General features: G+C 60.4%; 19 protein-coding genes. 2 read left to right on the top strand and 17 right to left on the bottom strand.

Annotated elements, in window-relative coordinates:
- Positions 1 to 21 precede the first annotated feature (21 nt).
- From EH206_RS07185 to EH206_RS07175, 3 genes are read right to left on the bottom strand one after another with little or no spacing between them, the layout of a single operon-like run.
- Positions 22 to 1,434, bottom strand: coding sequence for an efflux transporter outer membrane subunit (locus EH206_RS07185; RefSeq protein WP_009112121.1), 1,413 nt, complete (start codon positions 1,432 to 1,434; stop codon positions 22 to 24).
- The gene (locus EH206_RS07180; protein WP_009112120.1) at positions 1,434 to 4,586 is read right to left on the bottom strand and encodes an efflux RND transporter permease subunit; all 3,153 of its coding nucleotides are present in this window, start codon (positions 4,584 to 4,586) and stop codon (positions 1,434 to 1,436) included. Before EH206_RS07180 ends, EH206_RS07185 begins: the two co-directional genes overlap by 1 nt.
- Positions 4,586 to 5,725: an efflux RND transporter periplasmic adaptor subunit gene (locus EH206_RS07175; protein WP_009112119.1), complete on the bottom strand. Its 1,140-nt coding sequence runs from the start codon at positions 5,723 to 5,725 to the stop codon at positions 4,586 to 4,588. The genes EH206_RS07180 and EH206_RS07175 overlap by 1 nt, the downstream gene beginning before the upstream one ends.
- A gap of 97 nt (positions 5,726 to 5,822) precedes the next feature.
- Between EH206_RS07175 and EH206_RS07170 the strand changes: the two genes are divergently transcribed.
- Both EH206_RS07170 and EH206_RS07165 read left to right on the top strand, forming a co-directional pair.
- A complete protein-coding gene (locus tag EH206_RS07170) occupies positions 5,823 to 6,464 on the top strand; it encodes a TetR/AcrR family transcriptional regulator (protein WP_009112118.1) in 642 nt (213 codons plus the stop codon).
- Complete coding sequence (locus tag EH206_RS07165; RefSeq protein WP_009112117.1) at positions 6,457 to 7,644, top strand: multidrug effflux MFS transporter; 1,188 nt, start codon at positions 6,457 to 6,459, stop codon at positions 7,642 to 7,644. The genes EH206_RS07170 and EH206_RS07165 overlap by 8 nt, the downstream gene beginning before the upstream one ends.
- 87 nt (positions 7,645 to 7,731) lie before the next feature.
- Here the strand turns inward: EH206_RS07165 and fdhE are convergent, their stop codons facing one another.
- The 14 genes from fdhE to hypB all read right to left on the bottom strand — a co-directional run bounded on the left by fdhE (position 7,732) and on the right by hypB (position 24,066).
- Positions 7,732 to 8,658, bottom strand: coding sequence for a formate dehydrogenase accessory protein FdhE (gene fdhE / locus EH206_RS07160; protein ID WP_009112116.1), 927 nt, complete (start codon positions 8,656 to 8,658; stop codon positions 7,732 to 7,734).
- Positions 8,658 to 9,293 (bottom strand): formate dehydrogenase cytochrome b556 subunit, encoded by a 636-nt coding sequence (gene fdoI / locus EH206_RS07155; RefSeq protein ID WP_009112115.1) that lies wholly within the window; start codon positions 9,291 to 9,293, stop codon positions 8,658 to 8,660. The genes fdhE and fdoI overlap by 1 nt, the downstream gene beginning before the upstream one ends.
- Positions 9,280 to 10,194, bottom strand: coding sequence for a formate dehydrogenase subunit beta (gene fdxH, locus EH206_RS07150; protein WP_009112114.1), 915 nt, complete (start codon positions 10,192 to 10,194; stop codon positions 9,280 to 9,282). The genes fdoI and fdxH overlap by 14 nt, the downstream gene beginning before the upstream one ends.
- 12 nt (positions 10,195 to 10,206) lie before the next feature.
- Entirely contained in the window at positions 10,207 to 13,254 is a 3,048-nt protein-coding gene (gene fdnG / locus EH206_RS07145; RefSeq protein ID WP_009112113.1) for a formate dehydrogenase-N subunit alpha, read from the bottom strand.
- Positions 13,255 to 13,513: 259 nt separating this feature from the next.
- Positions 13,514 to 14,236, bottom strand: coding sequence for a glutamine amidotransferase (locus EH206_RS07140; protein ID WP_009112112.1), 723 nt, complete (start codon positions 14,234 to 14,236; stop codon positions 13,514 to 13,516).
- 108 nt (positions 14,237 to 14,344) lie between these two features.
- Positions 14,345 to 14,824, bottom strand: a complete 480-nt coding sequence (locus tag EH206_RS07135; RefSeq protein WP_009112111.1) for a YlaC family protein — start codon at positions 14,822 to 14,824, stop codon at positions 14,345 to 14,347.
- A gap of 148 nt (positions 14,825 to 14,972) precedes the next feature.
- Entirely contained in the window at positions 14,973 to 15,602 is a 630-nt protein-coding gene (locus EH206_RS07130; protein ID WP_009112110.1) for an NAD(P)H-binding protein, read from the bottom strand.
- On the bottom strand, positions 15,599 to 16,093 hold the full coding sequence (hutX, locus tag EH206_RS07125; RefSeq protein ID WP_009112109.1) for a heme utilization cystosolic carrier protein HutX: 495 nt from the start codon (positions 16,091 to 16,093) through the stop codon (positions 15,599 to 15,601). Before hutX ends, EH206_RS07130 begins: the two co-directional genes overlap by 4 nt.
- A gap of 13 nt (positions 16,094 to 16,106) precedes the next feature.
- The gene (hutW, locus tag EH206_RS07120; RefSeq protein ID WP_009112108.1) at positions 16,107 to 17,420 is read right to left on the bottom strand and encodes a heme anaerobic degradation radical SAM methyltransferase ChuW/HutW; all 1,314 of its coding nucleotides are present in this window, start codon (positions 17,418 to 17,420) and stop codon (positions 16,107 to 16,109) included.
- A 452-nt stretch (positions 17,421 to 17,872) separates the two neighbouring features.
- Positions 17,873 to 20,209: a carbamoyltransferase HypF gene (gene hypF / locus EH206_RS07115; protein ID WP_009112107.1), complete on the bottom strand. Its 2,337-nt coding sequence runs from the start codon at positions 20,207 to 20,209 to the stop codon at positions 17,873 to 17,875.
- A 416-nt stretch (positions 20,210 to 20,625) separates the two neighbouring features.
- On the bottom strand, positions 20,626 to 21,642 hold the full coding sequence (gene hypE / locus EH206_RS07110) for a hydrogenase expression/formation protein HypE (protein WP_040343009.1): 1,017 nt from the start codon (positions 21,640 to 21,642) through the stop codon (positions 20,626 to 20,628).
- 18 nt (positions 21,643 to 21,660) lie between these two features.
- The gene (hypD, locus tag EH206_RS07105; protein ID WP_009112105.1) at positions 21,661 to 22,776 is read right to left on the bottom strand and encodes a hydrogenase formation protein HypD; all 1,116 of its coding nucleotides are present in this window, start codon (positions 22,774 to 22,776) and stop codon (positions 21,661 to 21,663) included.
- A complete protein-coding gene (hybG, locus tag EH206_RS07100; RefSeq protein WP_009112104.1) occupies positions 22,763 to 23,050 on the bottom strand; it encodes a hydrogenase maturation factor HybG in 288 nt (95 codons plus the stop codon). The genes hypD and hybG overlap by 14 nt, the downstream gene beginning before the upstream one ends.
- On the bottom strand, positions 23,041 to 24,066 hold the full coding sequence (hypB, locus tag EH206_RS07095; RefSeq protein WP_009112103.1) for a hydrogenase nickel incorporation protein HypB: 1,026 nt from the start codon (positions 24,064 to 24,066) through the stop codon (positions 23,041 to 23,043). Before hypB ends, hybG begins: the two co-directional genes overlap by 10 nt.
- Positions 24,067 to 24,073 lie beyond the last annotated feature (7 nt).

The following is a 24,073-nucleotide window of genomic DNA, read 5'->3' as shown; positions in this document are numbered from 1 at the left end:
TCCTCCCCCCGACAAGGGGCGCTACTGCGTCGCCACCCCGCCGCCCAGCGCGTTATATAAGGTCACCAGATTGTTCAGCCGGGTCTGCTCGATGACGATCAGCGTCTGCCGGGCGCTGTAGAGGGTGCGCTGCGCATCCAGCACGTTCAGATAGGTATCGACCCCTTCCCGGTAGCGCGAATCCGCCAGCCGGTAGCTGCGTTCGGCGGCGGCGGCGTAATCCCGCTGCGCCGTAAGCTGCTCGTCAATGGTGGCCTTACGGGCCAGCGCATCAGCCACCTCCTGAAACGCGGACTGAATGGCTTTTTCATAGCTGGCGATATAGCCTTTTTTCTGCGCCTCCGCGTACTGCAACGCGGCGCGGTTGGCGCCGCCGTCGAAGATGGGCAGGCTCAGGCTGGGGGCGAACGACCACACCCCGGCGCCGTGGCTGAACAGCGAAGAGAGCGCGCCGCTGCCGACGCCCCCGCTGGCGGTCAGCGTCAGGCTGGGGAAAAATGCGGCCCGCGCCGCGCCAATGTCGGCATTCGCCGATTTCAGCGTATGCTCCGCCGCCAGCACGTCCGGTCGCTGCAACAGCACCGCCGAGGAGAGTCCGGCGGATACCGGCGCCACCGCCGTTGCCAGCGAGTCCAGATCGGCGGGCAGCAGGGCATCGTCAACCGGTTGTCCCGCCAGCAGATCCAGCGCGTTTTTGCTCTGCGCCACCGCCGTCGTGTTGCCGGCCACGTCGGCCCGCGCCTGTTGATACACGGTTTCAGCCTGCGACACATCCACGCCGGAGGCGACGCCGTTGCGCTGCCGGTTGCGCGTCACCTCCAGCGAGTGGCGGGCGCTTTGCATGGTTTCCCGCGACAGTTGCAGATCGCTGCGCGCCGTCGCCAGCGCGATATAGGCCGTCGCCGTATCGGCAATCAGCGTCAGGCGGGTGCTTTTCGCCGCCGCCTCCGTTGACAGATAGCTCTCCAGCGCGGCGGCGCTCAGGCTGCGCGCCTTGCCGAACAGATCCAGTTCGAAGGCGCTGAGCGCCAGATTGGCGCCGTAGCTCTGGCTTATCGCCGTGGAATTGTTATTCGACGACGAATCGCTGGTCAGCGCCCGGCTGCGGGTGCCTTCCACGCCCGCGTTGACGGCGGGAAACTGCTCCGCCCGCTGAATGCCGTATTGCGCGCGCGCCGCTTCGATATCCGCCAGCGCCTTGCGTAAATCCCGGTTATCGCTGAGCGCGATATCGATAATGCGCTGCAATTTTTCATCCACGATCACCGAACGCCACGCAATGGCGCCGGCTTCGGGTTGCGCAGACGATACGGTTTCCTGCTGCGGCCAGGCCGCGGGCACCGGTGCGTCGGGATGGCGATAGTCCGGATCCAGCGACAAACATCCCCCCAGCAGCAGGGGTAACAAAGCAACGATAAATTGACGACTACGCATTATTCTTCCCTCGATGAGTCAACGCCAGGCAGCGCTTTGCCGGTACGCTTGGGAAATACGCGTCTTACCAGAACAAAGAACATCGGCACCAGAAAAACGGCCAGCACGGTCGCCGTCAGGGTTCCGCCCACAATGCCGGAACCGATGGAAACACGGCTGTTGGCCCCCGCGCCGGAGGAGATCGCCAGCGGGAAAACCCCGACGATAAAGGCCAGTGAGGTCATCAGCACCGGACGCAAGCGGGTAACTGCCCCTTCCAGCGCCGCGGCATAGAGCGTCGCCCCGCGCTGATAGGCGGTTTCCGCAAACTCCACAATCAGGATGGCGTTTTTCGCCGATAGCCCGATGGTGGTCAGCAGCGCCACCTGAAAATAGACGTCATTTTCCAGCCCGCGCAGCGTGGCGGCCAATACCGCCCCCACCACGCCGAGCGGAATCACCAACATAACGGAAAACGGAATACTCCAGCTTTCATACAGCGCCGCCAGACACAGGAACACCACCAGAATCGAAATCGCATACAGCGAGAACGCCTGCCCGCTGGCCAGCCGCTCCTGATAGGAGAGTCCGCTCCAGGCATAGGTGGTGCCTTTCGGCAACCGACTTGCCAGCCGTTGCATTTCGTCCATTGCCGCCCCGGAACTCACCCCCGATGCGCCGGCCCCTTGAATTTCATAGGACGCCAGACCGTTGTAACGCGACAGGCTTTCCGGTCCGTAGATCCAGCGCGTGGTGGCGAAAGAGGAGAACGGCGTCATCACGCTGTCGCCCGCGCTGTTGCTGCCGCGCACAAACCACTTATCCAGATCCTCCGGCTTGCTGCGCGAATCCTCATCGCCCTGGATATAGACTTTTTTCACCCGCCCGCGGTCAATAAAATCATTAACATAGCTTCCTCCCCAGGCGCTGCTGAGCGTCGCGCTGACATCGCTCATCGCCAGCCCCAGCGCGCTGGCCTTGTCATTATCGATATCCACCTGTAGCTGAGGCATCTGCGTCAGGTCGTTGGGACGAACCGCCGCCAGTTGGCTGTTTTTACCGGCCGCCGCCAGCAGTTGATCCCGCAGTTGCAGCAGCGTTGCGCGATCGGTGGTGCCGGTAGCCTGCAGCTCAAAGGTAAAGCCGCTGGACTGCCCCAACCCGTCCACCGCCGGCGGCGTCAGGGTAAAGACCTGCGCATCGCGCAGTTGGGACAACGCCCGCGTCGCCCGCGCCGAAATCGCCTCGGCGCTGTTTTCGGCGCCGCTCCGCTGGTCCCAGTTTTTTAACGCCACAAACGCCATCCCGGCATTTTGCCCGCTGCCGCTGAAGTTAAACCCGGAAATAATGAAAATGGCTGCGGTATTGTCCTTTTCTTCGGTCAGGAAATAGCGCTCAATCGCTTTGCCCACCTTGGTGGTGCGCGCCTCGGTCGCCCCCGCCGGCAGGGTGAACTGCACCATGACGTTGCCCTGATCTTCCGTCGGTAGAAAACCGGACGGCAGGCGGATAAACATCAGGGCCAGGCCGGTAATCAACAGCGCATACAGAACGATGTAGCGCATCGGGCTATGCAGCACCCGGGCGACCTTGCCGGAGTAGCGATCCTGCATGCCCTGATAACCCCGGTTAAAGCCGGCGAAAAAGCCCTTTTTCTCAATTCGGTGCGCCGTCTGCTTCAGCAGCGAGGCGCACAGCGCGGGCGTCAGCGTCAGCGCGACCAGCACCGACAGCAGCATGGAAGAAACAATGGTGATGGAGAACTGGCGGTAAATCACCCCGGTCGATCCGCCCAGGAACGCCATCGGCAGAAACACCGCGCTCAGCACCAGCGCCACGCCCACCAGCGCGCCGGAAATCTCCCGCATCGACTTTTCAGTGGCCGCCGCCGGCGCAAGGTTTTCATCACGCATCACCCGCTCGACGTTTTCCACCACCACAATGGCGTCGTCCACCAGCAGCCCTATCGCCAGCACCATGCCGAACAGCGTGAGGGTGTTGATGGAATAGCCGAATACCGACAGCACGCCAAAGGTTCCCAGCAATACCACCGGGACGGCGATGGTGGGGATCAGCGTCGCACGCAGGTTTTGCAGGAACAGAAACATCACTATCACCACCAGCAGGATGGCTTCAAACAGGGTTTTCACCACCTCCTCCACCGAGATTTTGATAAAATCGGTGCTGTCTTTAGGATAGGCGACCTCATATCCCTGCGGCATGGTGCTCACAAACTCCGCGGTCTTGGCTTTCACCCGCTCCGCGGTAGCCAGCGCATTGGCGCCGGGAGCCAGCATCACGGCGATCCCCGCCGCCGGGTGGCCGTTCAGCCGCGTTACCGTGCTGTAATCTTCATCCCCCAGCTCCACGCGCGCCACGTCTCCCAGCCGAACGACCGCCCCGCTGGATTGGCTTTTTACAATGATGTTGTTGAACTGTTCGGGCGTTTTCAGCCGCGACTGCGCCATCACCGTGGCGGTAAGCTGCTGATCGTCACGGGAGGGCCGCGCGCCGATTTTACCCGCCGAGACCTGGGTATTCTGCGCTTCAATAGCCGAGGAAACATCCGACGGCATCAGGTCGTAGGCGGCCAGCCGGGTGGGATTCAGCCAGATGCGCATCGCATACTGCGAACCAAAGACCCTGACATCCCCCACGCCGTCGACGCGGGCCAGCGGATCTTGCAAATTGCTGACCATATAGTCGGCGATGTCCGCTCCGCTGGCTTTATCGGTGATGTCGTACAGCGACATAATCAGCAGAAAGCTGGTTTGCGATTTGGTTACCGTCACCCCCTGCTGCTGCACTTCCGTCGGTAAACGGCTTAACGCCTGCTGCACCTTGTTCTGCACCTGCACCTGCGCCGTATCGGCATTGGTGCCCTGTTTAAAGGTGGCGATGATTCTGGCTTCGCCGCTGGAACTGCTGGACGAGGAAAAATAAAGCAGTCCGTCCAGCCCGGTAAGCTGTTGTTCGATGATCTGGGTTACGCTGTTTTCCAGCGTCTCCGCCGAAGCGCCGGTGTAGGTCGCGGTTATCGACACCGACGGCGGCGCTACGTCCGGGTACTGGGCGATGGGCAGAGACTGAATCGCCAATACGCCGGCCAGCATGATGACAATCGAGATCACCCAGGCGAATACCGGCCGATAAATAAAGAAACGAGAAAACATCAGGATTTCACCTCGGTCTCTGCGGCCGCCGCATCCGCGGTGGAGGATGTGACTTCTACGGCTTGTACCGTATCATCGACGCTCACCTTATCGGTGCCTTCGATAATCAGCCGATCGCCGGCGTTCAATCCTTCCGATACCAGCCAGCGATTGCCGATCGCCCGCTCGGTCACCACCTGACGCTGTTCCACCCGCTGTTGATCATTGACCACCAGCGCGCTGGCATTTCCCTTCGCATCCCGGGTGATGCCCTGCTGCGGCGCCAGAATTGCCGCCGGATCGATGCCGTTGTCAACGGTGGCGTGAACATACATGCCGGGCAGCAAAAGATGCTCGGCGTTGGGAAAGGTCGCCCGCAGGGTGACCGATCCGGTTGACTCATCCACCGCCACCTCGGACAACTGTAACCGCCCGCGGGAGGCGTAGGTTTCGCCGTTTTCCAGCTTCAGCGACACCTCCGGCCGTTCGCTTTGCCGCAAGCGCCGCAGCGCCAGACGCTCGCGGCTGGACTGGGTGAGATCGATATAGATGGGATCGAGCTGACGAATGGTTGCCAGCGCGGAGGTCTGGCTGGCGGTCACCAGCGCGCCGGGGGTAACGGAAGAGATGCCGATACGACCGGAAATCGGCGCCTTGATCCGCGTGTAGCCCAAATTGATTTGTGCGGTTTTCAGCGCGGCCCGCTTTTCCGCCACCGTAGCCAAGCTCTCTTCATAGCTGGTTTGCGCATCGTCGGCATCCTGGCGCGACACCCCCTCTTCTTTGACCAGACGGGCGTAGCGCTGCGCTTTCAGCTTTGCCGCCCGTACGCCGGCCTGCGCGTTTTTCAATGCCGCCGCCGCCTCGTCGTAGGCGGCCTGATAGCTGGCCGGATCGATCTGATACAGTACCTGTCCGGCCTGCACCTCGCCGCCTTCGGTGAACAGGCGTTGCTGAATAATGCCGTCCACCTGCGGCCGCACATCGGAGACCATGGCGGCGACGGTTCTGCCATTCAATACGCTGTTCAACACCACCGACTGCGGCTGCAATGTTTCGACGGTGACCTCGACGGCCGCTTTGACCTGCGCCGGTTCGGCGGCGCGTTCACAGCCGGAAAGTAATACTGCCAGGAACAAAATAAAGCGTTTACCTTGCATGAAATCATGCCCTATAATTGAGAATGAACGTTCATTCTCATTATCAGGCAAGAGAGACCGGCTCTTCTCACAAGATTACGTAAGGTTTTGGTAAAAGATGATCGTTCTCACACGAGGAGAATTAACCAGAGTGCAACAGACCACCGCCAGGAGCGAACGGACCATAGCCCGGCGCGACCAGATTATCGCCGCGGCGCGCCTCTGTTTTCGCCGTTCGGGATTTCACGGCGCGGGGATGGCGGAAATCGCCGCCCGCGCGCAGCTTAGCGTCGGGCAAATATACCGTTACTTCGCCAGCAAAGACGCCATTATTGAAGAAATCGTCAGCCGGATCGTCAACAGTAAACTGCACTTTTTGCGCTTAGAGGAAAATCACCTGGCGCAAATGGCGCACATGCTGGCGCAACGCGCCCTGCCCGGTGATGAAGCCACCCGCGAGGACGACCAGGCGCTGATGCTGGAAGTGACCGCGGAGGCGACCCGGAATCGCCGTGTCGCGGCGATCCTGCAAGAAGCCGACGCCAGACTGTTTCAGCGGGCCGCCGTCCTGTTGCAACAGCGCCATCCGCATCTGACTCCGCCGCAAATCGCCGCGCGCGTCGAGTTAATGGCGGTGTTGTCCGAAGGAACGGCGTTTCGCATGCTCACCAGCCAGAAAGCCCCGCCGGATGAGTTAAACCAGCTCTATCAGCATATTTTTCAATACACCTTTTCTGATGAAACCATCACCGATGAGTAAAACTATACGATCGTCCCGTTTGGGCTATGCCCTGGTTCTGGGTTTTTTGGCGGCGCTGGGCCCGCTGTGCACCGACCTCTATCTTCCCGCCCTGCCGGAGTTAACCGCGGACCTGTCCTCCTCCACAGCCGCCGCGCAGTTAAGCCTGACGGCGGGATTACTTGGCCTGGGGGCCGGCCAGCTGATTTTCGGCCCGCTGAGCGACAAGCTGGGACGGCGGCGCCCGCTGCTGTTTTCACTGCTGATTTTTCTGGCGGCTTCGCTATGGTGCGCGCTGGCGCAGGATATCAACCACCTGATCGCGGCGCGCCTGATTCAGGGCATGGCCGGCGCCGGCGGCGCGGTGCTCTCCCGCGCGGTGGCGCGCGATCTTTATTCGGGCCATGAACTGACGCGCTTTTTCGCCCTGCTGATGCTGATTAACGGCCTGGCGCCGATTCTGGCGCCGGTGATGGGCGGCGCCATGCTGAACATTATGAACTGGCGGGGGATTTTTTTCGCGCTGTCGGCGATCGCCGTCCTGCTACTGCTGCTGTCCGCCCTGCGCCTGCCGGAAACCCTTGAGCCGCATCGCCGGGTTACCGGCGGCGTGGCGTCGCTGCTGGCTTCGTTGGGCAGCCTGCTGACGCAACGCCAGTTTATGGGGCTATGTCTGGCCCAAGGATTCGCCGGCGCCGGCATGTTCGCCTATATCGGCGCATCGCCGTTTGTGTTGCAGGAGATTTATCAGCTTAGCCCGCAGATGTTCAGCCTGTGCTTCGCCATCAACGGAGTGGGATTGATCTGCGCCGCGCAGATTTCCGTACGCCTGAGCCGCCACTGGGGGGAAATGCGCATACTGAAGCTGGGACTGCTGATCGCCGCCGTATCATCGTTGCTGTTGCTGCTGGCGGCCGCTTTGCAGGCGCCGCTGGTATGGCTGCTGATCCCGCTGTTCTTCACCATTATCATTATCGGCATCGTCGGTCCCAGCGCGTCGGCGCTGGCGATGCAGAGCCAGGGGGATAAGGCCGGCAGCGCATCGGCGTTGCTCGGCGTCAGCATGTTTACCCTGGGGGCGATAAGCGTTCCGCTCACCGGCCTGCACGGTATGTCCGCCCTCTCCATGGCGCTGACCATCGTGGTGTGCTATGCGCTGGCCATCGGCTCATTCGCCCTGTTTGCGCGCCAAAAGCGATAGCGGAAACAACGCGCGGAAATAAACAGGGGTAAGACTCCGGCTGGAGTCTTACCGCGCGAGGCGTCCCCCCGATGCGCCAGACGCGCATCAGATTGCGCTTTCCGGGAACAGGAACGGATTGATGCTACTGCGGGAAAAGCCCTCCTCTTCCATCTTCACATCCAGCACCAGCGACGCCAGATCGTCGGCCACCGCTTCCACCCGATGATCCTTTTCCTGATACAGAATTTTCAGATAGGTGCCGCAGTGGCCGCAGCTTTCCGCCTTGATGGCCGCGTTTTCGCTGTCCAACGACCAGTAGTTCAGATCGCTTGACTCTTCGCAGTTGCTGCACTTCACCCGCACCATGTGCCACTCGCTTTCGCACAAATTACAGTGCAGATAGCGCAGCCCGCTGCCGGCGCCGAGCTGCACCACGCCGGAAACCGGCATGCTGCCGCACACCGGGCAGAACTGACGGTGCTCGCCCGGCTCCGCGCGGGCTTTGCCGGGAATGTTTGCGGCCATTTGCGCCCAGAACAGCGACAGCGCCGCCCAGATAAACGGGGCTTTATCGTTATTTTCCGCGCTGAACTGATGCCTGAACAACGCGCTCGCCATGGTTTCCAGCTCCTGCTGCGACGACTTTTCCAGATTTTCCAGCGTGGCCAGTACCTGCCCGCCGGCTTCGGGCTTAAGCTCTTCGATCAACGCGCGCAGCAGGGTGTGCCAGTGCGTATCGCGCGGAAATACCTCGATATCCAGCGGCGGACGATCGCCGGACTGTTTTAACACCTCGGTCAGATCCATCCGCAGCGGATGGTCGTGCAGCGCTTTGCGCTGGGCGTCCACCACGCCGGCGACAAACGCAAGATAGTCGCCCAGCGGATGATCCTGCGCCAGCTGTCGTAGACGCTCGGCGCGGCTGTCGTACAAACTTTTCAGATTGGCGAACAGCAGCGGCGGAATATTTCCCGCCGCGTTCGATTTTTCATTACTTTCTAACTGTTCCTGAGGAACAATGCGGATACTCATCAGGGTTTATTTTCCTGTTGTTTACGTTGTAGCTCACGATACCAGCGCGGATGATGCTTCTTCGCCCAGGAGGTCGACACCCAGCCTTCCACCATGGCGGTAATGGTCCCCTTCACCCATAAGGCCGCATAGATATGCACCATGATCGCCAGAATAAGCCCTACCGCCGCCAGAGAATGCACCAGCAGGGCCAGACGAATAACCGGGATGGGGAATGCGTCGGCAAAGTACGGCCGCCACATCACAATGCCGCTCGCCAGCAGTAATAACAGGCTGATAATCGCCAGCCAGAACACAGATTTCTGGCCGAAATTATACCTGCCGGTATCGCCGACTTCCTGGTTTCTGGCAATCTTATGGATGTTTTTCGCCCATTCGATATCGTCGCGGTTAATCAGGTTGTGTTTCCAGTAGCGGAAAAACATTAACAGAAAAGCGATAAACATCACCACCCCCACAAAGGGATGCACAATTCTCGCCAGCTGCGGCGTGCCCAGAATATGCATCATCCAGTTGAGCGAAGGGAATAAAAAACCCAGACCGCTGATAGCGGCGAACACGAAGCAGAAAGCCACAATCCAGTGATTAATGCGCTCCGGCGCGCTATAGCGCTGAATCCGATTACTCTTCTTCATGTTGCTTATCCTCATGATGCGCCTCATCCGCGTCCTCTTCATCGTCTTCTACGCGATTCGGACCCACGCCGACATAATGGAATACGCTGGCGGCGAATGTGGCGGCAAAGCCAATCGCCGCCAGCGGTTTCCAGATCCCTTTCCAGAAGGTTACCGTCGGGCTGATGCCGGGGTTGTCCGGCAGGCCGTGATAGAGCTGCGGCCGGTCCGCGTGGTGCAGAACGTACATCACATGGGTGCCGCCCACGCCGGCCGGGTCGTACAGCCCGGCATGCTCATAGCCGCGCGTGTTGAGTTCGCTCACCCGCTCCGCCGCCAGATCCTTCATCGCCGCCTTGGTGCCGAAATGGATGGCGCCGGTGGGACAGGTTTTAACGCAGGCCGGCTCCTGACCGACGGCCACGCGATCGACGCACAGGGTGCATTTGTAAACGCGGTTGTCCTGTTTATTCATTCTGGGTATGTCAAACGGGCAGCCGGCGATGCAATAGCCGCAGCCAATGCACTGTTCCGACTGGAAATCGACGATACCGTTGGCATACTGAATGATAGCCCCTTCCGCCGGGCAGGCTTTCAGGCAGCCCGGATCGGCGCAGTGCATACAGCCATCCTTGCGGATCAGCCATTCCAGTCTGCCTTGCTCCTCCACCTCCGCAAAACGCATCACCGTCCAGGATTTCGCGCTCAGGTCGGTCGGGTTATCGTACACGCCGACGTTATGTCCCACCTCGTCGCGGATATCGTTCCATTCGGAGCAGGCGACCTGACAGGCCTTACAGCCGATACAGGTGGTGACGTCGATCAGTTTGGCGACCGGCTCCTGATGATCGCGCGCCTGCGGCGGCGGCGTCAGAGAGTTCGTCGCCGAGCGACGAATAATATCTTGTGATTGCATGGCCATAATCGCTCTCCGCTACGCCTTTTCCAGATTAACCAGGAACGCCTTGTATTCCGGCGTCTGGGTATTGGCATCTCCAACGTGCGGCGTCAGAATATTGGCCAGAAACCCTTTCTGCGTGGCGCCTTCGAATCCCCAATGGCAAGGCACGCCGATGGTTTCCACCGGCCGGCCTTCGATCATCAGCGTGCGGATGCGTTTGGTGACCACCGCTTTGGCCTTGATATAGCCGCGTTTGCTGCTGAGCTTCACCATATCGCCGGCGCGGATGCCTTTCTGCCCGGCCAGCGCTTCGCCGATTTCGACAAACTGCTCCGGCTGGACGATGGCGTTCAGGCGCGCGTGTTTGGTCCAGTGACGAAACAGTTCGGTAATCGAGTAGGTGGTCGCCACATAGGGGAATTCAGCCGCGGCGCCCATACGCCGGCGGTCGGCGTCAAACAGTCGGGCCGCCGGATTGAAGCGCGTGTTTTCGTGCAGCGGACTCTTCGCCAGCGGCGATTCCACCGGCTCGTAGTGTTCCGGGAACGGACCGTCTGCGAGCTTGTCGATGGCGAACAGGCGTCCCAGCCCCTCGGCCTGTAAAATAAACGGCCCCACGCCGCTGCCGGGCGGCGCATTGCCGTAGTCGGGGATGTCGATGCCGGTCCAGCGCTCTCCGGTCCAGCGAATCAGTTCGCGTTTCGGATCCCAGGGGTTGCCCTGTTCGTCCGCCGAGGCGCGGTTATACAGAATGCGGCGGTTTTGCGGCCAGGCCCAGGCCCAGCCGGGGGTGTTGCCCAGGCCGGAGGGATCGGCGTTGTCGCGCCGCGCCATCTGGTTGCCCTGCTCGGTCCAGCAGCCGGTGTACACCCAGCAGAAACTGGCGGTGGCGCCGTCGTCGCGCAGTTGCGAAAAGTCGGCCAGCAGTTGGCCTTTTTTCAGCACCAGGTTGCCCTGCTCGTCGTAAATATCTTCCAGCGCGTAGCCGTTGCCCTCTTTCGCCACCTCTTCCGGCGTCGGGTCTTCCGGGTCGAGGTAATTCCACGCCATATTGAGCACCGGTTCAGGATTGGCGCCGCCCTCTTTGGCGTACATCTCCCGCAGGCGCAGGAAAATGCCGGCCAGAATCACCCCGTCGTGCCGGGCTTCCGCCGGCGGCTCCGCGCCGCTGAAGTGCCACTGCAGCCAGCGGCCGGAATTGACGATCGATCCGTTTTCCTCGGCAAAACAGTTTGAAGGCAGGCGGAAAACCTCCGTCTGGATTTGCGCCGGGTCCACCTCGTTCAACTCGCCGTGGTTTTGCCAGAAATTCGAAGTCTCGGTGGCCAGCGGGTCGATAATCACCAGAAATTTCAGTTTTTTCAGCGCATCGCGCGCCTTGTTGGAGTCGGCAAAGGCGGCTATCGGGTTAAATCCCTGGGCGATATAGCCGTTGACCTTGCCTTCGATCATGCGCTGGGTGAAATTCAGCGCGTCATAGCTCTGATCCCACTTCGGCAGCCAGTCGAATCCCCAGTCGTTTTCTTTGCGCGCCTTATCGCCGTACAGGCTTTTCATCAGGCTGATAAAGAATTTAGGGGTGTTTTTCCAGTAGTTGACCTGATCCGGCAGCAGCGCCTGCGGCGTGATTTGCGCCAGATAGTCCTGCAAGGTGGTCTGTTTTTCCGACGGCAGATCCATGTAGCCCGGCAGGCGCAGCGAGAGCAGCCCCAGATCGGTGTAGCCCTGAATATTGGAGTGGCCGCGCAGCGCGTTGATGCCGCCGCCGATCATGCCGATATTTCCCAGCAGCAGTTGGATCATCCCCGCCGCGCGGATCATCTGCGAACCGGTGGTGTGCTGCGTCCAGCCCAGCGCATACAGAATGGTCGCCGTTCGGTCCGGCACGCAGGTGGAGGCCAGAATGTCGCAGATGGTGAGAAACTCGTCCTGCGGCGTGCCGCAGATGCTGGAAACCACCTCCGGCGTGTAGCGCTCCACGTGCTGCTTCATCAGGTTCCATACGCAGCGCGGGTGGCTCAGGGCGGCATCGCGTTTGGCGAAGCCGTTTTCATCCAGTTCGTACTGCCAGGAGGCGCGATCGTATTTGCGCGCCTGCGGGTCGTAGCCGCTGAAAATACCGTCATCGAAACGGTAGTCCTCGCGCACCAGCAGGCTGGCGTTAGTGTAGGACTTCACATACTCCATCTGCACCTTATTGTTGCCAAGCAGATAGCGAATCACCCCCAGCAGGAAAGTAATGTCTGAACCGGCGCGGATCGGGGCGTAAAGATCGGCGACCGATGCGGTGCGGTTAAAGCGCGGGTCGACCACGATCAGCTTGGCGCCGTTTTTGATTTTGGCTTCCACCGCCCAGCGGAAGCCCACCGGATGCGCCTCCGCCGGGTTGCCGCCCATCACCAGCACCACGTTGGCGTTTCTGATATCGACCCAGTTGTTTGTCATAGCGCCGCGGCCGAATGTGGGCGCCAGCGCCGATACGCTCGGGGCATGGCACAGGCGCGCCTGCGTATCGATCCCCAGCATCCCCAGCGCGCGGGTAAAACGGAAGTCCAGCATTCCGGTTTCATTACTCGCCGCCGATGAGCACAGCATGCCGGTGGTCAGCCAGCGGTTAACGGTCGCCCCGGCGTCGTTTTTCTCGATAAAGTTGGCGTCCCGGTCGGCCTTCATCAGTTTGGCGATGCGCTCATAGGCCTCCGCCCAGCTGATGCGCTGCCACTTATCCGAACCCGGCGCGCGGTATTCGGGATATTTAAGCCGCTGGTCGCTATGAATATAATCAATCAGTCCCGCCCCTTTCGGACACAATGCGCCGCGGCTCACTGGATGGTCCGGGTCCCCTTCGATATGAAAAATGGAGGGTTTGGCGTTTTTGGCGCCATCGCCCAGGCTGTACATCAAAATGCCGCACCCCACCGAACAGTAGGTGCAGTTATTGCGCGTCTCTTTGGCGCGCAACAACTTATATTGCCGGGTTTCCGCCAGCGCGGCGGCGGGCGAAAAACCCAGCGCCGCCACCGTGGTTCCGGCCATGCCGCCCGCGCATATTCTAAAAAATTGTCGTCTGCTGACCTGCATGGAAAGTGCCTCGCACTACATGGCTTACATTGAAAATAAAGTTTTTATTTCTTTTTATAAGATGGAATAAAGCGCTGGTTACACCAGCCAAAAACCACATTAAGTATAGGTATTATTTCAGGGGTTTGAGAGGTTATTTTTTTATATAACAGTTGGAGAAGTAATTTTGTTCAGACGTGCCGATAGATAAGGCCGCTTAATACATAAGCAGCCCTGCCGGGAAAAAGTTTACCGATCGGGGGGAAATAACGCGGCGCGGCTAGCGGGCGGCATACTGCTGAACGAAATCCAGCAGGATTTTTCGCGCCCACAGCGGTTCGTCGCTCAGTTGCATCATGCGCTCAACGTCAAAACCCAGCTCGCGCAGCCGGGTTTCATTACGCCGCAAACAGGCCAGCATGATCTGCGCATTGAATTCCGGATGGAACTGTACGCTCAGCACCTTATCGCTGTAGCGAATTATCTGGCAGCGGTCGGCCTGTGACGCGGCCAGAATCTCCGCCCCCGGCGGCGCAACCAGCACCGACTGACGGTGGGTAAGGTAGGCGGTGAACCGTGAAGGGTGATGTTGCAGGCAAAGCGTTTTTTCCGCCGCTGGGTGCAGCGTTACCGTCTGAAGCCCCAATTCCGGGCCGTTGGGGTTGTCTCCCACCGTGCCGCCCAGCGCATGCGCCAGCAGCTGATGTCCGTAGCAGACGCCCAGCATCGGCACCTCTGCGTGAAAGGCTTCGCGCACCCAGCCGGCGGTATATTCGCTCCACGCCAGCCGATCGGTGACCATCGCCCAGGAACCGGAAATAATCGCCGCCGATACCCGCTCAAACGTCGGCAGCGCCTCGCCGCGATCCGGGCGTATCACCCGTAACGCATCATGCCGCTCCGGCAGCGCATCGGCAAACCATTTCCCCTGCTGCCCGACCTGAGCCGCAATATCTTCCGGCGGCTCGCCCATCTGAATAACCAACAACGCCTTCTCGCTCATCTTCCTTTTCTGCCTGTGGTAGCTGAAATTAACGGGATATCCCGCCGCACTCAGCACTAACGCGCGGCGATGTCATCGTAGCATTGAGCCATTAAAACAGTACAGAACTCACGCCGGCGGCGGTTGGCGATAGGCCAGCGAGAAGACGTCGTAAAAAACCACCGCGCCTTTGTGGTGCAGGATTCTGTCTATCCCCGTTTTCACATCAGGCGGGACATGTTCATTGTTCAGCAATTTATCCACCGCCGCCGGCGACATGTGCCGGGTGGTGAACCAGCCGCCGTTGTAGCAAATACGCAGATCGTGCACGTCGATATCTTCAAAGCGAAATTTGGGACGAATGTCCAATGACAACGCCAGCACCATCACCAGCACAAAGACGGTAAAGCCGACGGCGTAGTACCAACCGAAATAAGGGGCATAGAGCAGAATGGCCGCCACCGGAATGTAGCTAATCAACATCGTGGAAAAAAGATACGGATGAGACTGCATAAATTTCCGGCTGAATCTGATCTTATTATCGCCGCGTTTTTCTTCCCGGTTAATTTTATCAATTTCTTCGCTCAGAATGCGTTTCACTTCATCCATCACCACCACCGTTATGCTTACGAGTATTGCTCTCAGGAAAAAAATTGCGCCGGCGCGCAATTAACAAAAATACAACATTACGTCCTGACTAAAGCATAGACCGAAAAAGATAACAGGGGGCAATTTACCCGGCGGCGGCGCAAGGGGGTTATGGCATCAACGGCAGCTCAAGCTCCGGATCGATAAGGCTGTAAATCTGGTTGCCAAATACCGGCTGCTGTAAGAGCCGATCGACGCTCAGCGCCACATCCTGACGGGAGACCAGGCCCAGCATCGCATTGCCCTGCGTAAGCTGGGCGTTGTGCGTGGCGACCACATCCAGCAATCCCCCCGGACGGACGATGCAATAATCCAGCGAACTGGTCTGCAACCAGCTTTCCGCCAGCGACTTTTCCCGCACCGCCAGCCCGAAAGCGGCTTTGGCGCGCGGCGACAACAAGGGCCATTGCTCGCCGCAGCCCATGGAGGTCACCAGCAGCATGCGCGTTATCCCGGCCTGTTCGGCGCCGTCAATCACTACCCGGTGGCCCTGATAGTTCACCTCGCCGCCGCCCATGGTCGAGACGACGATAGCCGCTCGCCCCGCCAGGCGGCAGGCCTGCGCCACGGTATCGGCGTCGCGGGCATCGCCCTGCACCACGGTGACGCCCTGCCCGCGCCAGTGCGCGACCTGTTCGGCACTCCGCAGCACCGCCACCACCGGCTGCTCGCATTCAATGGCGCGCTGCAACAAACAGCGCCCCACTCCCTGACCCGCTCCAAAGAGTAACCACGTCATACCTGCTCCGGCTGTAGCTCAAGCGCCAAGGTACGGAACGCCTCAACCTGGGTGGTTAACAGCTGGCGATGGCTATCCCGTCCGAGAAAGATTTTAAACATAGCAGCTCCGGCGGCATTAAAAAACACCACAGATGCTGTGTCCATTGCCATAAACTTGCGCTCGATAAAAGCGATATGCCGGCAGTTTACCGCCCGAATATGCCCGCTTAGCCCATTCCTGCCGCGCAGGTTAAAGTAACCGTGGCGGTGCGCGCCGCTCGGCAGCTCGCTTTTAAATTCCAGAATGGCATCCGCAGTATGGCTGATTAACGTCACTTCCCCCCAGCCGGCAATCGCCTCCCAGACCTGGTCGAACCGCTCGCCGGCGACCAGGGTACGCTGAACTTCGGGTAACGCCTTAACCACGTCGAACAGCGAGGTGTCATACTGAGCGGCGATATCTTCCAGCGTGCCATCCGGCTCGGTTGCCAATAATTCATACAATGTCATGGTTAGTCTCCGGCTAGTGGGCGTGTTCTTCGGCATTAAGCTGCGGAATAATCTGTTGTAACGCCTGCATCAGGTTGTTCGCCCAGAAACGGCCGTCGTCGGTCAAACGCAGATAGGTGGAATCATCACGGGTCAGCCCCGACTGATGCCACTGGGTCAGCAAGGGCTGAAGCGCATCGGCGTGGCGGGTTAGCTGAGGCAGTTTAAGCCGCCCTACTTCGATCCCGGCCTGAAGCTGGTGCTGCCAGGGGCCGGACGGGCTGGCCGGCGTCATCATCATGATTGGTTTTTGCCCTTGATCCAGGGCCTGGTAATAGCGCTCCAGGCTGCGCTCCATCATATAAGATTGGCCGTTGAGATTACCGCCCGCTCCGCTGCCCAGCGCCAGACAGTCCGCGCCCTGCTTTATCAGCAGGTTATACAGATTGCGCTCGCGGGTGGTTCTGGCCCAATGGCTGTTGCTTAACTGATGCCAGCCGGCGTCCGCCAGAAAGGAGGCGCCGGTACGGTAAAAATCACGCCGGGCGGCGACATCCGGCAGTTCCACCCGCTTATTTTCCGCCGCTTTCGCCAACGGCGTGGTGGGCAATAAATTCAAGGCGTAGAGATCGACCCCGTCCAGCGGCAAATTACTGACAATATTCAGATCCTCCCGCCAGGTTTCCGTCGTTTGCCCCGGCAGACCGAACATCAGGTCGCACACCACCGCGGCGCGATCGCGCCGGCACAACTGTTCCAGAAAGCGGATAGACTGCCCTTTATCCGAGGTGCGCGCCATGCGCTGGCGAATACGGCTGTCAAAGGTCTGAATACCGATGGAAAAACGGTTGGCCCCCGCGTCCAGGCAGGCGTCGATACGCGCATCGTCAAAATCCATCGCCCTGCCTTCAACCGTAATCTCGCAGTCGGGGGCGAGAGGCAATGAGGTGCGAATGGCGGTGATTATCCGCGCCAGTTCGGTCGCCGACAGCGCCGTCGGCGTGCCGCCGCCAAAATAGACGGCGTGGATCGGCGCCGCCTGATGCAGCGGGCTGTCCGCCTCCATCGCCAGCTCCTGCAACAGATAGCGGGTGTAGGTTTCGGTACTGTCCGCACGCAGTTTATTCTGATAGAAACCGCAGAAGGTGCAGTGGGTGGCGCAGAAAGGAATATGTAAATACAGCAGACGCTTGCGGGCGGGTAAAACCTGCTGTTTCAATGCCTGCCAGCCGGCGGGGATCTGTTCAGCCGACAGCGGCACATGGTTGCGCCAAGGCATGGCCATGCGCCGCGCGCCGAACGGCTGGGCGCCGGGCTGGGCATAATAGGGCGTCAAATCGATGTTCATTTATATCCATCCCCTCAAAGGCAATAGGATAATTAAATGATAATTATTTTTATTTATCAACGCGCCCGATCTCCCCTTGGCGGGCGATAGTTTATTTTAGCGGCGGATTTGCTTTCCATTAACCTATTTTCATATTTTATTTAAAATAAAACCTACAAGTTACTTTTTTATTATTTATATTTTTCATCATGTTATCCGAATTAACGTTTAATAATGTTATAAAAATGAAAATAAAAAACCCCGTATTAAAATTAATTAACCTGACAAGCCAAAAAATATTGCAAGTGCTTTATCAGATAAAAATGCGATACGACTCGCATAATTGAAAACTCTCTGAAGTTTAATTTCCGCAGCTTCGGGATAAAGAACACTACCCTGTTCGAACGGGGGGAGTTGGAGTCCGACTTCTATCCGCGCGTCGCCGAAGCGGTGCTGGCGCTTAATCGGGGATTTTACCCCTGAGCGCCCGCAGGCGATAATTGCGCCGCCGCGATCAGCGCCTGCCCCAGCGACAGCCCGCCGTCGCCAGCGGGCAGCCGCTGCGGCTGCAGCACCGTCAGCCCTGACAGCTGCTGATGCAGCAGCACGGAGAGCAGGCGGTTATGCATCACCCCGCCGGACAGCGCCACCGTATGGATGCCGTGCCGCCGGGCGGCGCGCCGGGCCAGGGCGGCAAATCCCTGCGCCAGCGCGTAATGGAACGCATAGGCTTTGTCGGCGGGCGCGGCGCGGTAATCCAGCCACTGCCGCCAGAAGGCGGCCAGATCCAGCCTGCCGTCCGCCAACACCGGCAGCGCGACCGGCGGCCGCCACTGCGCCCGCTGACGCTGAAACCGCTCGCTGCGCCACGCCAGCGACTCCAGCCAGCAGGCCGCCTCCCCTTCCCAGCTTTGCGCCTCGTGCGGAAATCCCGTTGCCGCCGCGACGGCGTCAAATAACCGGCCGGCGGATGAGGCCGGCGGCGCATTGATGCCGCGCGCAATCGCCCTGCTCAGCAAAGCGGAAGAGGACGCCGGGATCGCCGAGGCCTGCGGTAACGACTGCCAGTCAGGAACAAAACGCAGCCACTGCGCCAGCAAGTTGCGCCACGGCTGGCGGGCGGCCAGATCGCCGCCGGGCAGCGCTACGGCGGGCAAGCCGCCGAGATGACGGCACTGGGCATAGTCCGCCAGCAAACACTCCCCGCCCCACCACCGGCCGTCGGCGCCATAGCCGATGCCGTCCAGCGCCAGTCCGATAACCGGCCCGGCGTCGCGCGGCCATTGATGCTCCGCCAGACAGGAGACGATATGGGCGTGATGGTGCAGCACCTCGATACAGGGAATATGCCGCCGTTCGGCCAGCTGTTTGCCCAGGCGATGGCTGATATAGCCGGGATGCGCATCAACCGCCAGCGCGCCGGGGGCGAAACGGTAAATATCCTCAAACAAGGCGATTGACTGGCGGTACTGCCGTTCGACATCGCTGTCCTCCAGATCGCCAAGATGCTGGCTGACCACCGCGTTTTCATCACGCAGCAGGCAAAAGGTGTTTTTTAAATCCGCCCCCAGCGCCAGCAGCGCAGGCTGGCCGGCAAACCCCGGCGGCAGCGGCAGGGCGTCCGGTACGTAGCCGCGCGCCCGGCGCAGCATTTCCGCCCTGCTCTTGAATAAACCCTGGTGGTGCAGCCTGACCAGCGAGTCATCGGCCCGCTGCACAATATCCCGGTTATGCATTAACCAGCGATCGGCAATGGCGCCAAGCTGCTCCGTCGCCTGCGCATTGCTCAAGGCGGGCGGTTTGCCGCTGGCGTTGCCGGAGGTCATCACCAGCGGCAGATCTACCTGCGCCAGCAGCAGATGTTGCAACGGATTGGCGGGCAGCATCATCCCGACCTCGGACAGGCCGGGGGCGATCGACGCCGACAGCGGGCCGTCCTGACGCCAGGGCAGCAGCACAATCGGCGCGGCGCCGCTTTGCAGCAACCGCAACGCCGCGGGCATATCGTCGACGGCGGCGCATCTCTCAAGCCACGCGGCATCCGGCGCCATAACGGCCAACGGCTTGCCGGGACGATGCTTGCGTTGGCGCAGGCGCTGCACCGCCTGGGTATTGGTGGCGTCGCAGGCCAGGTGAAAGCCGCCAATCCCTTTAATCGCCACGATTTTCCCCGCCCGCAGGGCGCCGGCGGCCTGACGGATGGCGTCTTCCCCCTCGGCCAGTCGCTGCGATGCGCCATTCTCCAGCCAGACCTGCGGACCGCACTGCGGGCAGGCGTTGGGCTGGGCGTGAAAACGCCGATCCGCCGGCTGCCGGTACTCGGCCAGGCATTGCGGACACTGCGGGAAATCCGCCATCGAGGTAAACGGGCGGTCGTAGGGCATCCGGCGGATTATGGTAAAGCGGGGACCGCAGTGGGTGCAGTTGATAAAGGGGTAGCGATAGCGGCGATTCGCCGGGTCGTTGAGTTCGCGCCGGCACGCCTCGCAGGTGGCGGCGTCCGGCACCACCTGGGTATCCATCCGCCCGGCGCCGCTGTGTTCGATAACAAACGCCGTAGGTACGGCCGTCCACTGCCACGGCCGGCGGGTAATGCTGTCGATATGCGCCAGCGGCGGGCATCCGGCCGGCAGCGCGTTGATAAAGCGTTCAATATTTTCCGACTGATAAAGATGAATCAGCACCCCGGCGCCGTCGTTGCTGACGCTGCCGCACAGCTTCAGTTGCTGCGCCAACTGCCAGACATAAGGCCGAAACCCCACCCCCTGCACTTTGCCTTTTACGCGGATCTGAATGCCGTTATTGTTCATGCTTACGTGGGGTATATTCCTTTTCTGTTTATACAGGCTTCTGTGTATACAGGTTTCTATGTAAGTTCAGTGCTATTTCGTGCGCGAAAAGAAAGGCATTTTTATGCCACGTCGAAGCACGCGCCCGACTCAGGGCGCTCAGTCGCCGCAGCCCTGAGAACCCTGGCTTCCGGCTGAAATTATGCCTGCTGCGCAGGTGCCTTCGGCGCCCATGACCGCTATTCGAGCCACCAGTGACGCGTTCCCGACGCGGCACTGGTTTTCGCAGCATCCATGCTGCTCACTCGGCGGTCAAGTTCACCTCAGCATAATTCCTTACGCCGGGTAACGGCAAAACCCGTCATGACTCCCTGCATTTGTGTATAAGAGACAGCCCTTGTCAGGGGGGCGCTTTCTCCCTGCAAGGGGACATGTCGTCAGCAAATCCGCGGCATCGGCTCGTTATGCGGCAGATCCAGCAGCCGCGAGGCGCCGAACACCCCGCACAGCCGCACCTGCGGTTTTTCCGTCACCGAACCGATGGTTGCCGCGTCACGGCCTAGCGGATGCGCGCGCAGCGCGGCCAATACGGCGCTTTCCGCCTCGGTGGACACCACCAGCACCAGCTTGCCCTCATTGGCGAAATTCAGCGCCTCCAGCCCCAGTATTTCACAAATGCCGCGCACCGCCTGCTTCAACGGCAATGCGCTTTCGTTGATTTCCATACCGTAGCCGCTGGCCTGGGCGTACTCATGCAGGATGGCGGTCACCCCGCCGCGGGTGGCGTCGCGCAGGGCGCGCACCCCGGCAATATCACGCAGCGGAGCGATCAACGGCGCCAGCACCGCGCAGTCGCTGGCGAGCTCCGCCTCCAGCCCCAGCTGTTCGCGCAGGTTGAGAACGGCGGCGCCGTGATCGCCCAGCGTACCGCTGACGATAATTTTATCCCCCGGACGAATCTCCCCGGCGCCCCAGCGAATATCCGTCGGAATCGCGCCGATCCCGGAGGTATTGATAAAGATTTTGTCGGCGGCGCCGCGCGGCACCACTTTGGTGTCCCCGGTGACGATCTGTATCCCGGCGTCGCGGGCGGTTTGCGCCATGGATTCCACGATCCTGCGCAGGTCGGCGCCGGAAAATCCCTCTTCGATAATAAAACCGCAGGAGAGATACTGCGGCGTCGCCCCGCTGACCGCAATATCATTCGCCGTGCCGCACACCGCCAGTTTACCGATATCCCCGCCGGGGAAAAAAATCGGATCGATAACGTAGCTGTCGGTGGTGAACGCCAGCCGATCGCCCTGCTGCGTCAACGGCGCCAGCGGCAGTCTGGCCTGATCTTCCCGCTGCCCCAGCAGCGGATTGTCGAACGCCTGCAAAAACAGCTGTTCAATCAACTGCTGCATCGCCCGGCCGCCGCTGCCGTGCGCCAGGGTAATTTCTTTTGGCTGCATCTCTTTTGGACTACTCATTCAGGCGCACTCCCGCCGATACTGATAATAAGCCGCACAGGCTCCCTCGGAGGAGACCATCAGCGCCCCTATCGCATTTTGCGGGGTACAGCTGCGGGCGAAAAGCGGACAATCCGCCGGCTTGCAGCGCCCGGTCAATACGTCGCCGCAGCGCGATCCCGGCTCGTCGGCCACGCGCTGCTGCCGCGGATGAAAACGGCGCTCGGCGTCAAAGTCGGCATAGGCGGGCCGCAGCTGCATACCGGATTCGGCTATTTCGCCCAACCCGCGCCATTCGCTGCTGGCCTTGATTTCAAACACCTCCTCCATCGCCTGCTGCGCCAGCGGATTGCCGCCGTCCGGCACGATGCGCCGGTACTGGTTTTCCACCTCGCAGCGCGCGTCGTGCAGCTGGCTTACCAGCATCAGCAGCGCCTGTAAAATATCCAGCGGTTCGAACCCGGTGACCACAAAGGGTTTATGAAAGCGATCGCACAGCGGCTGATAGGGATAAGCGCCGATCACCATGCTGACGTGCCCCGGCGCCAGAAAACCGTCGATGCGCAAATCAGGCTGTTGCAGCAGGCTCTTCAGGGTCGGAATAATGGTGATGTGCTGGCAAAACAGGGTGAAATTGCCGATGTTGCGGCGTTTGGCCTGTTGCAGCGTCAGCGCCGTGCTCGGCATGGTGGTTTCGAATCCCAGCCCGAAAAACACCACCTGCCGCTGCGGATTTTTCTCCGCCAGCGCCAGCGCATCCAGCGGCGAATAGACGATGCGCACATCGGCGCCATGGCGGCGGGCGTCCTGCAACGAACCGTTCCTCCCCGGCACGCGCATGGCGTCGCCGAAGGTGCAGAAAATCACCTCGGGATGCGCCGCAATTTCCAGACAGGCGTCGATACGCCCCATCGGCAGCACGCAAACCGGGCAGCCCGGACCGTGGACGAACTCGATTTCCGGCGGCAGCAGCCGGTCCAGCCCGAATTTGAAAATGGCGTGGGTATGGCCGCCGCAGACCTCCATCAGCTGTAGCGGGCGTTCACGCAGCTGCGGCATATCGGCCACCAGCGCCCGAATACGTTGCAGCAGCGCTTTCGCCAGCTCGGGATCGCGGAATTCATCAACGTACTGCATAATCGGCTCCGCTCTGACGCATTTCATCCAGTTCCAGCCCCACGGCGCGCATCGACTGCAAGGCCGCCAGCGTATCCTGCGCCTCCTGTTCGTCCAGCAGGCTCATGGCGAAACCGACGTGCACCAACACCCACTGGCCGATCAGGTCGGCGGGCGAACCTTCGCATACCAGCGCAATATTCACCGAACGCTGTACGCCGCAAACGTCCACATAAGCGGGCTGGTGGATATCATCCCCCGCTGAAATCACCTTCCCTGGAATGCCTAGGCACATAGCTGCGCCTCCAGCCAGCCCAGCCATTCGTCCATCCCTTCGCCGCTGCTGGCGGACAGGGCGATAACCTGAATCTCGGGGTTAACGCGGCGGGCATTGGCCACGCAGGCTTCCAGACTGAAATCCACATACGGCAACAGATCGATTTTATTGATGATCATCAATGAGGCCGCGGCGAACATATGGGGATATTTTAACGGCTTGTCTTCGCCTTCGGTCACCGAAAGCACCGCGACCTTGGCCTGTTCGCCCAGGTCGAACCCCGCCGGGCACACCAGATTGCCGACGTTCTCGATAAACAGCAGGCTGTTGTCCGCCAGTTGCAGACGGTGCGCGGCGTCGTGCACCATCTGCGCATCCAGATGGCACCCTTTGCCGGTGTTCACCTGAATCGCATTAACGCCGGTGGCGCGGATACGCTCGGCGTCGTTGGTGGTTTGCTGATCGCCCTCGATCACCGCACAGGAAAGGCGCTGGCTGATATGGTTCAGCGTAGAAGTCAACAGCGTGGTTTTACCGGAGCCGGGGCTGGAAACCAGGTTCAGCGCCAGGATATTCCGCGCCTGAAAATGCTCCCGGTTATGCTGCGCCAGATGGTTATTCTTGCTCAGCACGTCCATTTCAATCTGCAGCAGACGCTGCTGCCCGACGCCCGGCGCGTGCGTTCCGGCCGCGCCCCGTCCGTAATGCAGATCCTGCTCCCTGACCTCGGGCTGAAAGGCGGCCTCGCCCTCGTCGGCGGCGCCTTTGGCCGACGGCTTAGCGCCCTTGGGCGGCAACGCGTAATAGTGGTTATGGACAGCGCCGTGATAATGGTGGTGATGGATAATCACGCAGCGGCTCTTTATTTTACCGCCGTGATGGTGGCCGTGGTGATGATCGTGTTGATGGCCGTGATCGTGGTCGTGTTGATGACCGTGTTCGTGATCGTGGCCGTGATGATGGTCATGCTGATGAGAATGTTCGTCACCCTCGATTCTGCTTTCCCCTTCACCGCAACCGCATGTGGTACACATAGGGATC

Origin of the sequence: Brenneria nigrifluens DSM 30175 = ATCC 13028 (assembly GCF_005484965.1) — a bacterium.
Lineage (GTDB): Bacteria > Pseudomonadota > Gammaproteobacteria > Enterobacterales > Enterobacteriaceae > Brenneria > Brenneria nigrifluens.
Note: the sequence above shows the minus strand (reverse complement) of the source record. Positions and strands in the feature narration are given on the sequence as shown.

Bases quoted from the DNA above. Each gene is read 5' to 3' on its own strand.
- fdnG (WP_009112113.1), bottom strand. From the start codon at position 13,254: ATGCAGGTCAGCAGACGACAATTTTTTAGAATATGCGCGGGCGGCATG.
- hutX (WP_009112109.1), bottom strand. From the start codon at position 16,093: ATGACATTGTATGAATTATTGGCAACCGAGCCGGATGGCACGCTGGAA.
- hybG (WP_009112104.1), bottom strand. From the start codon at position 23,050: ATGTGCCTAGGCATTCCAGGGAAGGTGATTTCAGCGGGGGATGATATC.
- EH206_RS07175 (WP_009112119.1), bottom strand. From the start codon at position 5,725: ATGCAAGGTAAACGCTTTATTTTGTTCCTGGCAGTATTACTTTCCGGC.
- EH206_RS07170 (WP_009112118.1), top strand. From the start codon at position 5,823: ATGATCGTTCTCACACGAGGAGAATTAACCAGAGTGCAACAGACCACC.
- hypF (WP_009112107.1), bottom strand. From the start codon at position 20,209: ATGAACAATAACGGCATTCAGATCCGCGTAAAAGGCAAAGTGCAGGGG.
- hypE (WP_040343009.1), bottom strand. From the start codon at position 21,642: ATGCAGCCAAAAGAAATTACCCTGGCGCACGGCAGCGGCGGCCGGGCG.
- fdxH (WP_009112114.1), bottom strand. From the start codon at position 10,194: ATGGCCATGCAATCACAAGATATTATTCGTCGCTCGGCGACGAACTCT.
- EH206_RS07140 (WP_009112112.1), bottom strand. From the start codon at position 14,236: ATGAGCGAGAAGGCGTTGTTGGTTATTCAGATGGGCGAGCCGCCGGAA.
- fdhE (WP_009112116.1), bottom strand. From the start codon at position 8,658: ATGAGTATCCGCATTGTTCCTCAGGAACAGTTAGAAAGTAATGAAAAA.
- hutW (WP_009112108.1), bottom strand. From the start codon at position 17,420: ATGAACATCGATTTGACGCCCTATTATGCCCAGCCCGGCGCCCAGCCG.
- EH206_RS07180 (WP_009112120.1), bottom strand. From the start codon at position 4,586: ATGTTTTCTCGTTTCTTTATTTATCGGCCGGTATTCGCCTGGGTGATC.
- EH206_RS07185 (WP_009112121.1), bottom strand. From the start codon at position 1,434: ATGCGTAGTCGTCAATTTATCGTTGCTTTGTTACCCCTGCTGCTGGGG.
- hypB (WP_009112103.1), bottom strand. From the start codon at position 24,066: ATGTGTACCACATGCGGTTGCGGTGAAGGGGAAAGCAGAATCGAGGGT.
- EH206_RS07165 (WP_009112117.1), top strand. From the start codon at position 6,457: ATGAGTAAAACTATACGATCGTCCCGTTTGGGCTATGCCCTGGTTCTG.
- fdoI (WP_009112115.1), bottom strand. From the start codon at position 9,293: ATGAAGAAGAGTAATCGGATTCAGCGCTATAGCGCGCCGGAGCGCATT.
- EH206_RS07130 (WP_009112110.1), bottom strand. From the start codon at position 15,602: ATGACGTGGTTACTCTTTGGAGCGGGTCAGGGAGTGGGGCGCTGTTTG.
- hypD (WP_009112105.1), bottom strand. From the start codon at position 22,776: ATGCAGTACGTTGATGAATTCCGCGATCCCGAGCTGGCGAAAGCGCTG.
- EH206_RS07135 (WP_009112111.1), bottom strand. From the start codon at position 14,824: ATGGATGAAGTGAAACGCATTCTGAGCGAAGAAATTGATAAAATTAAC.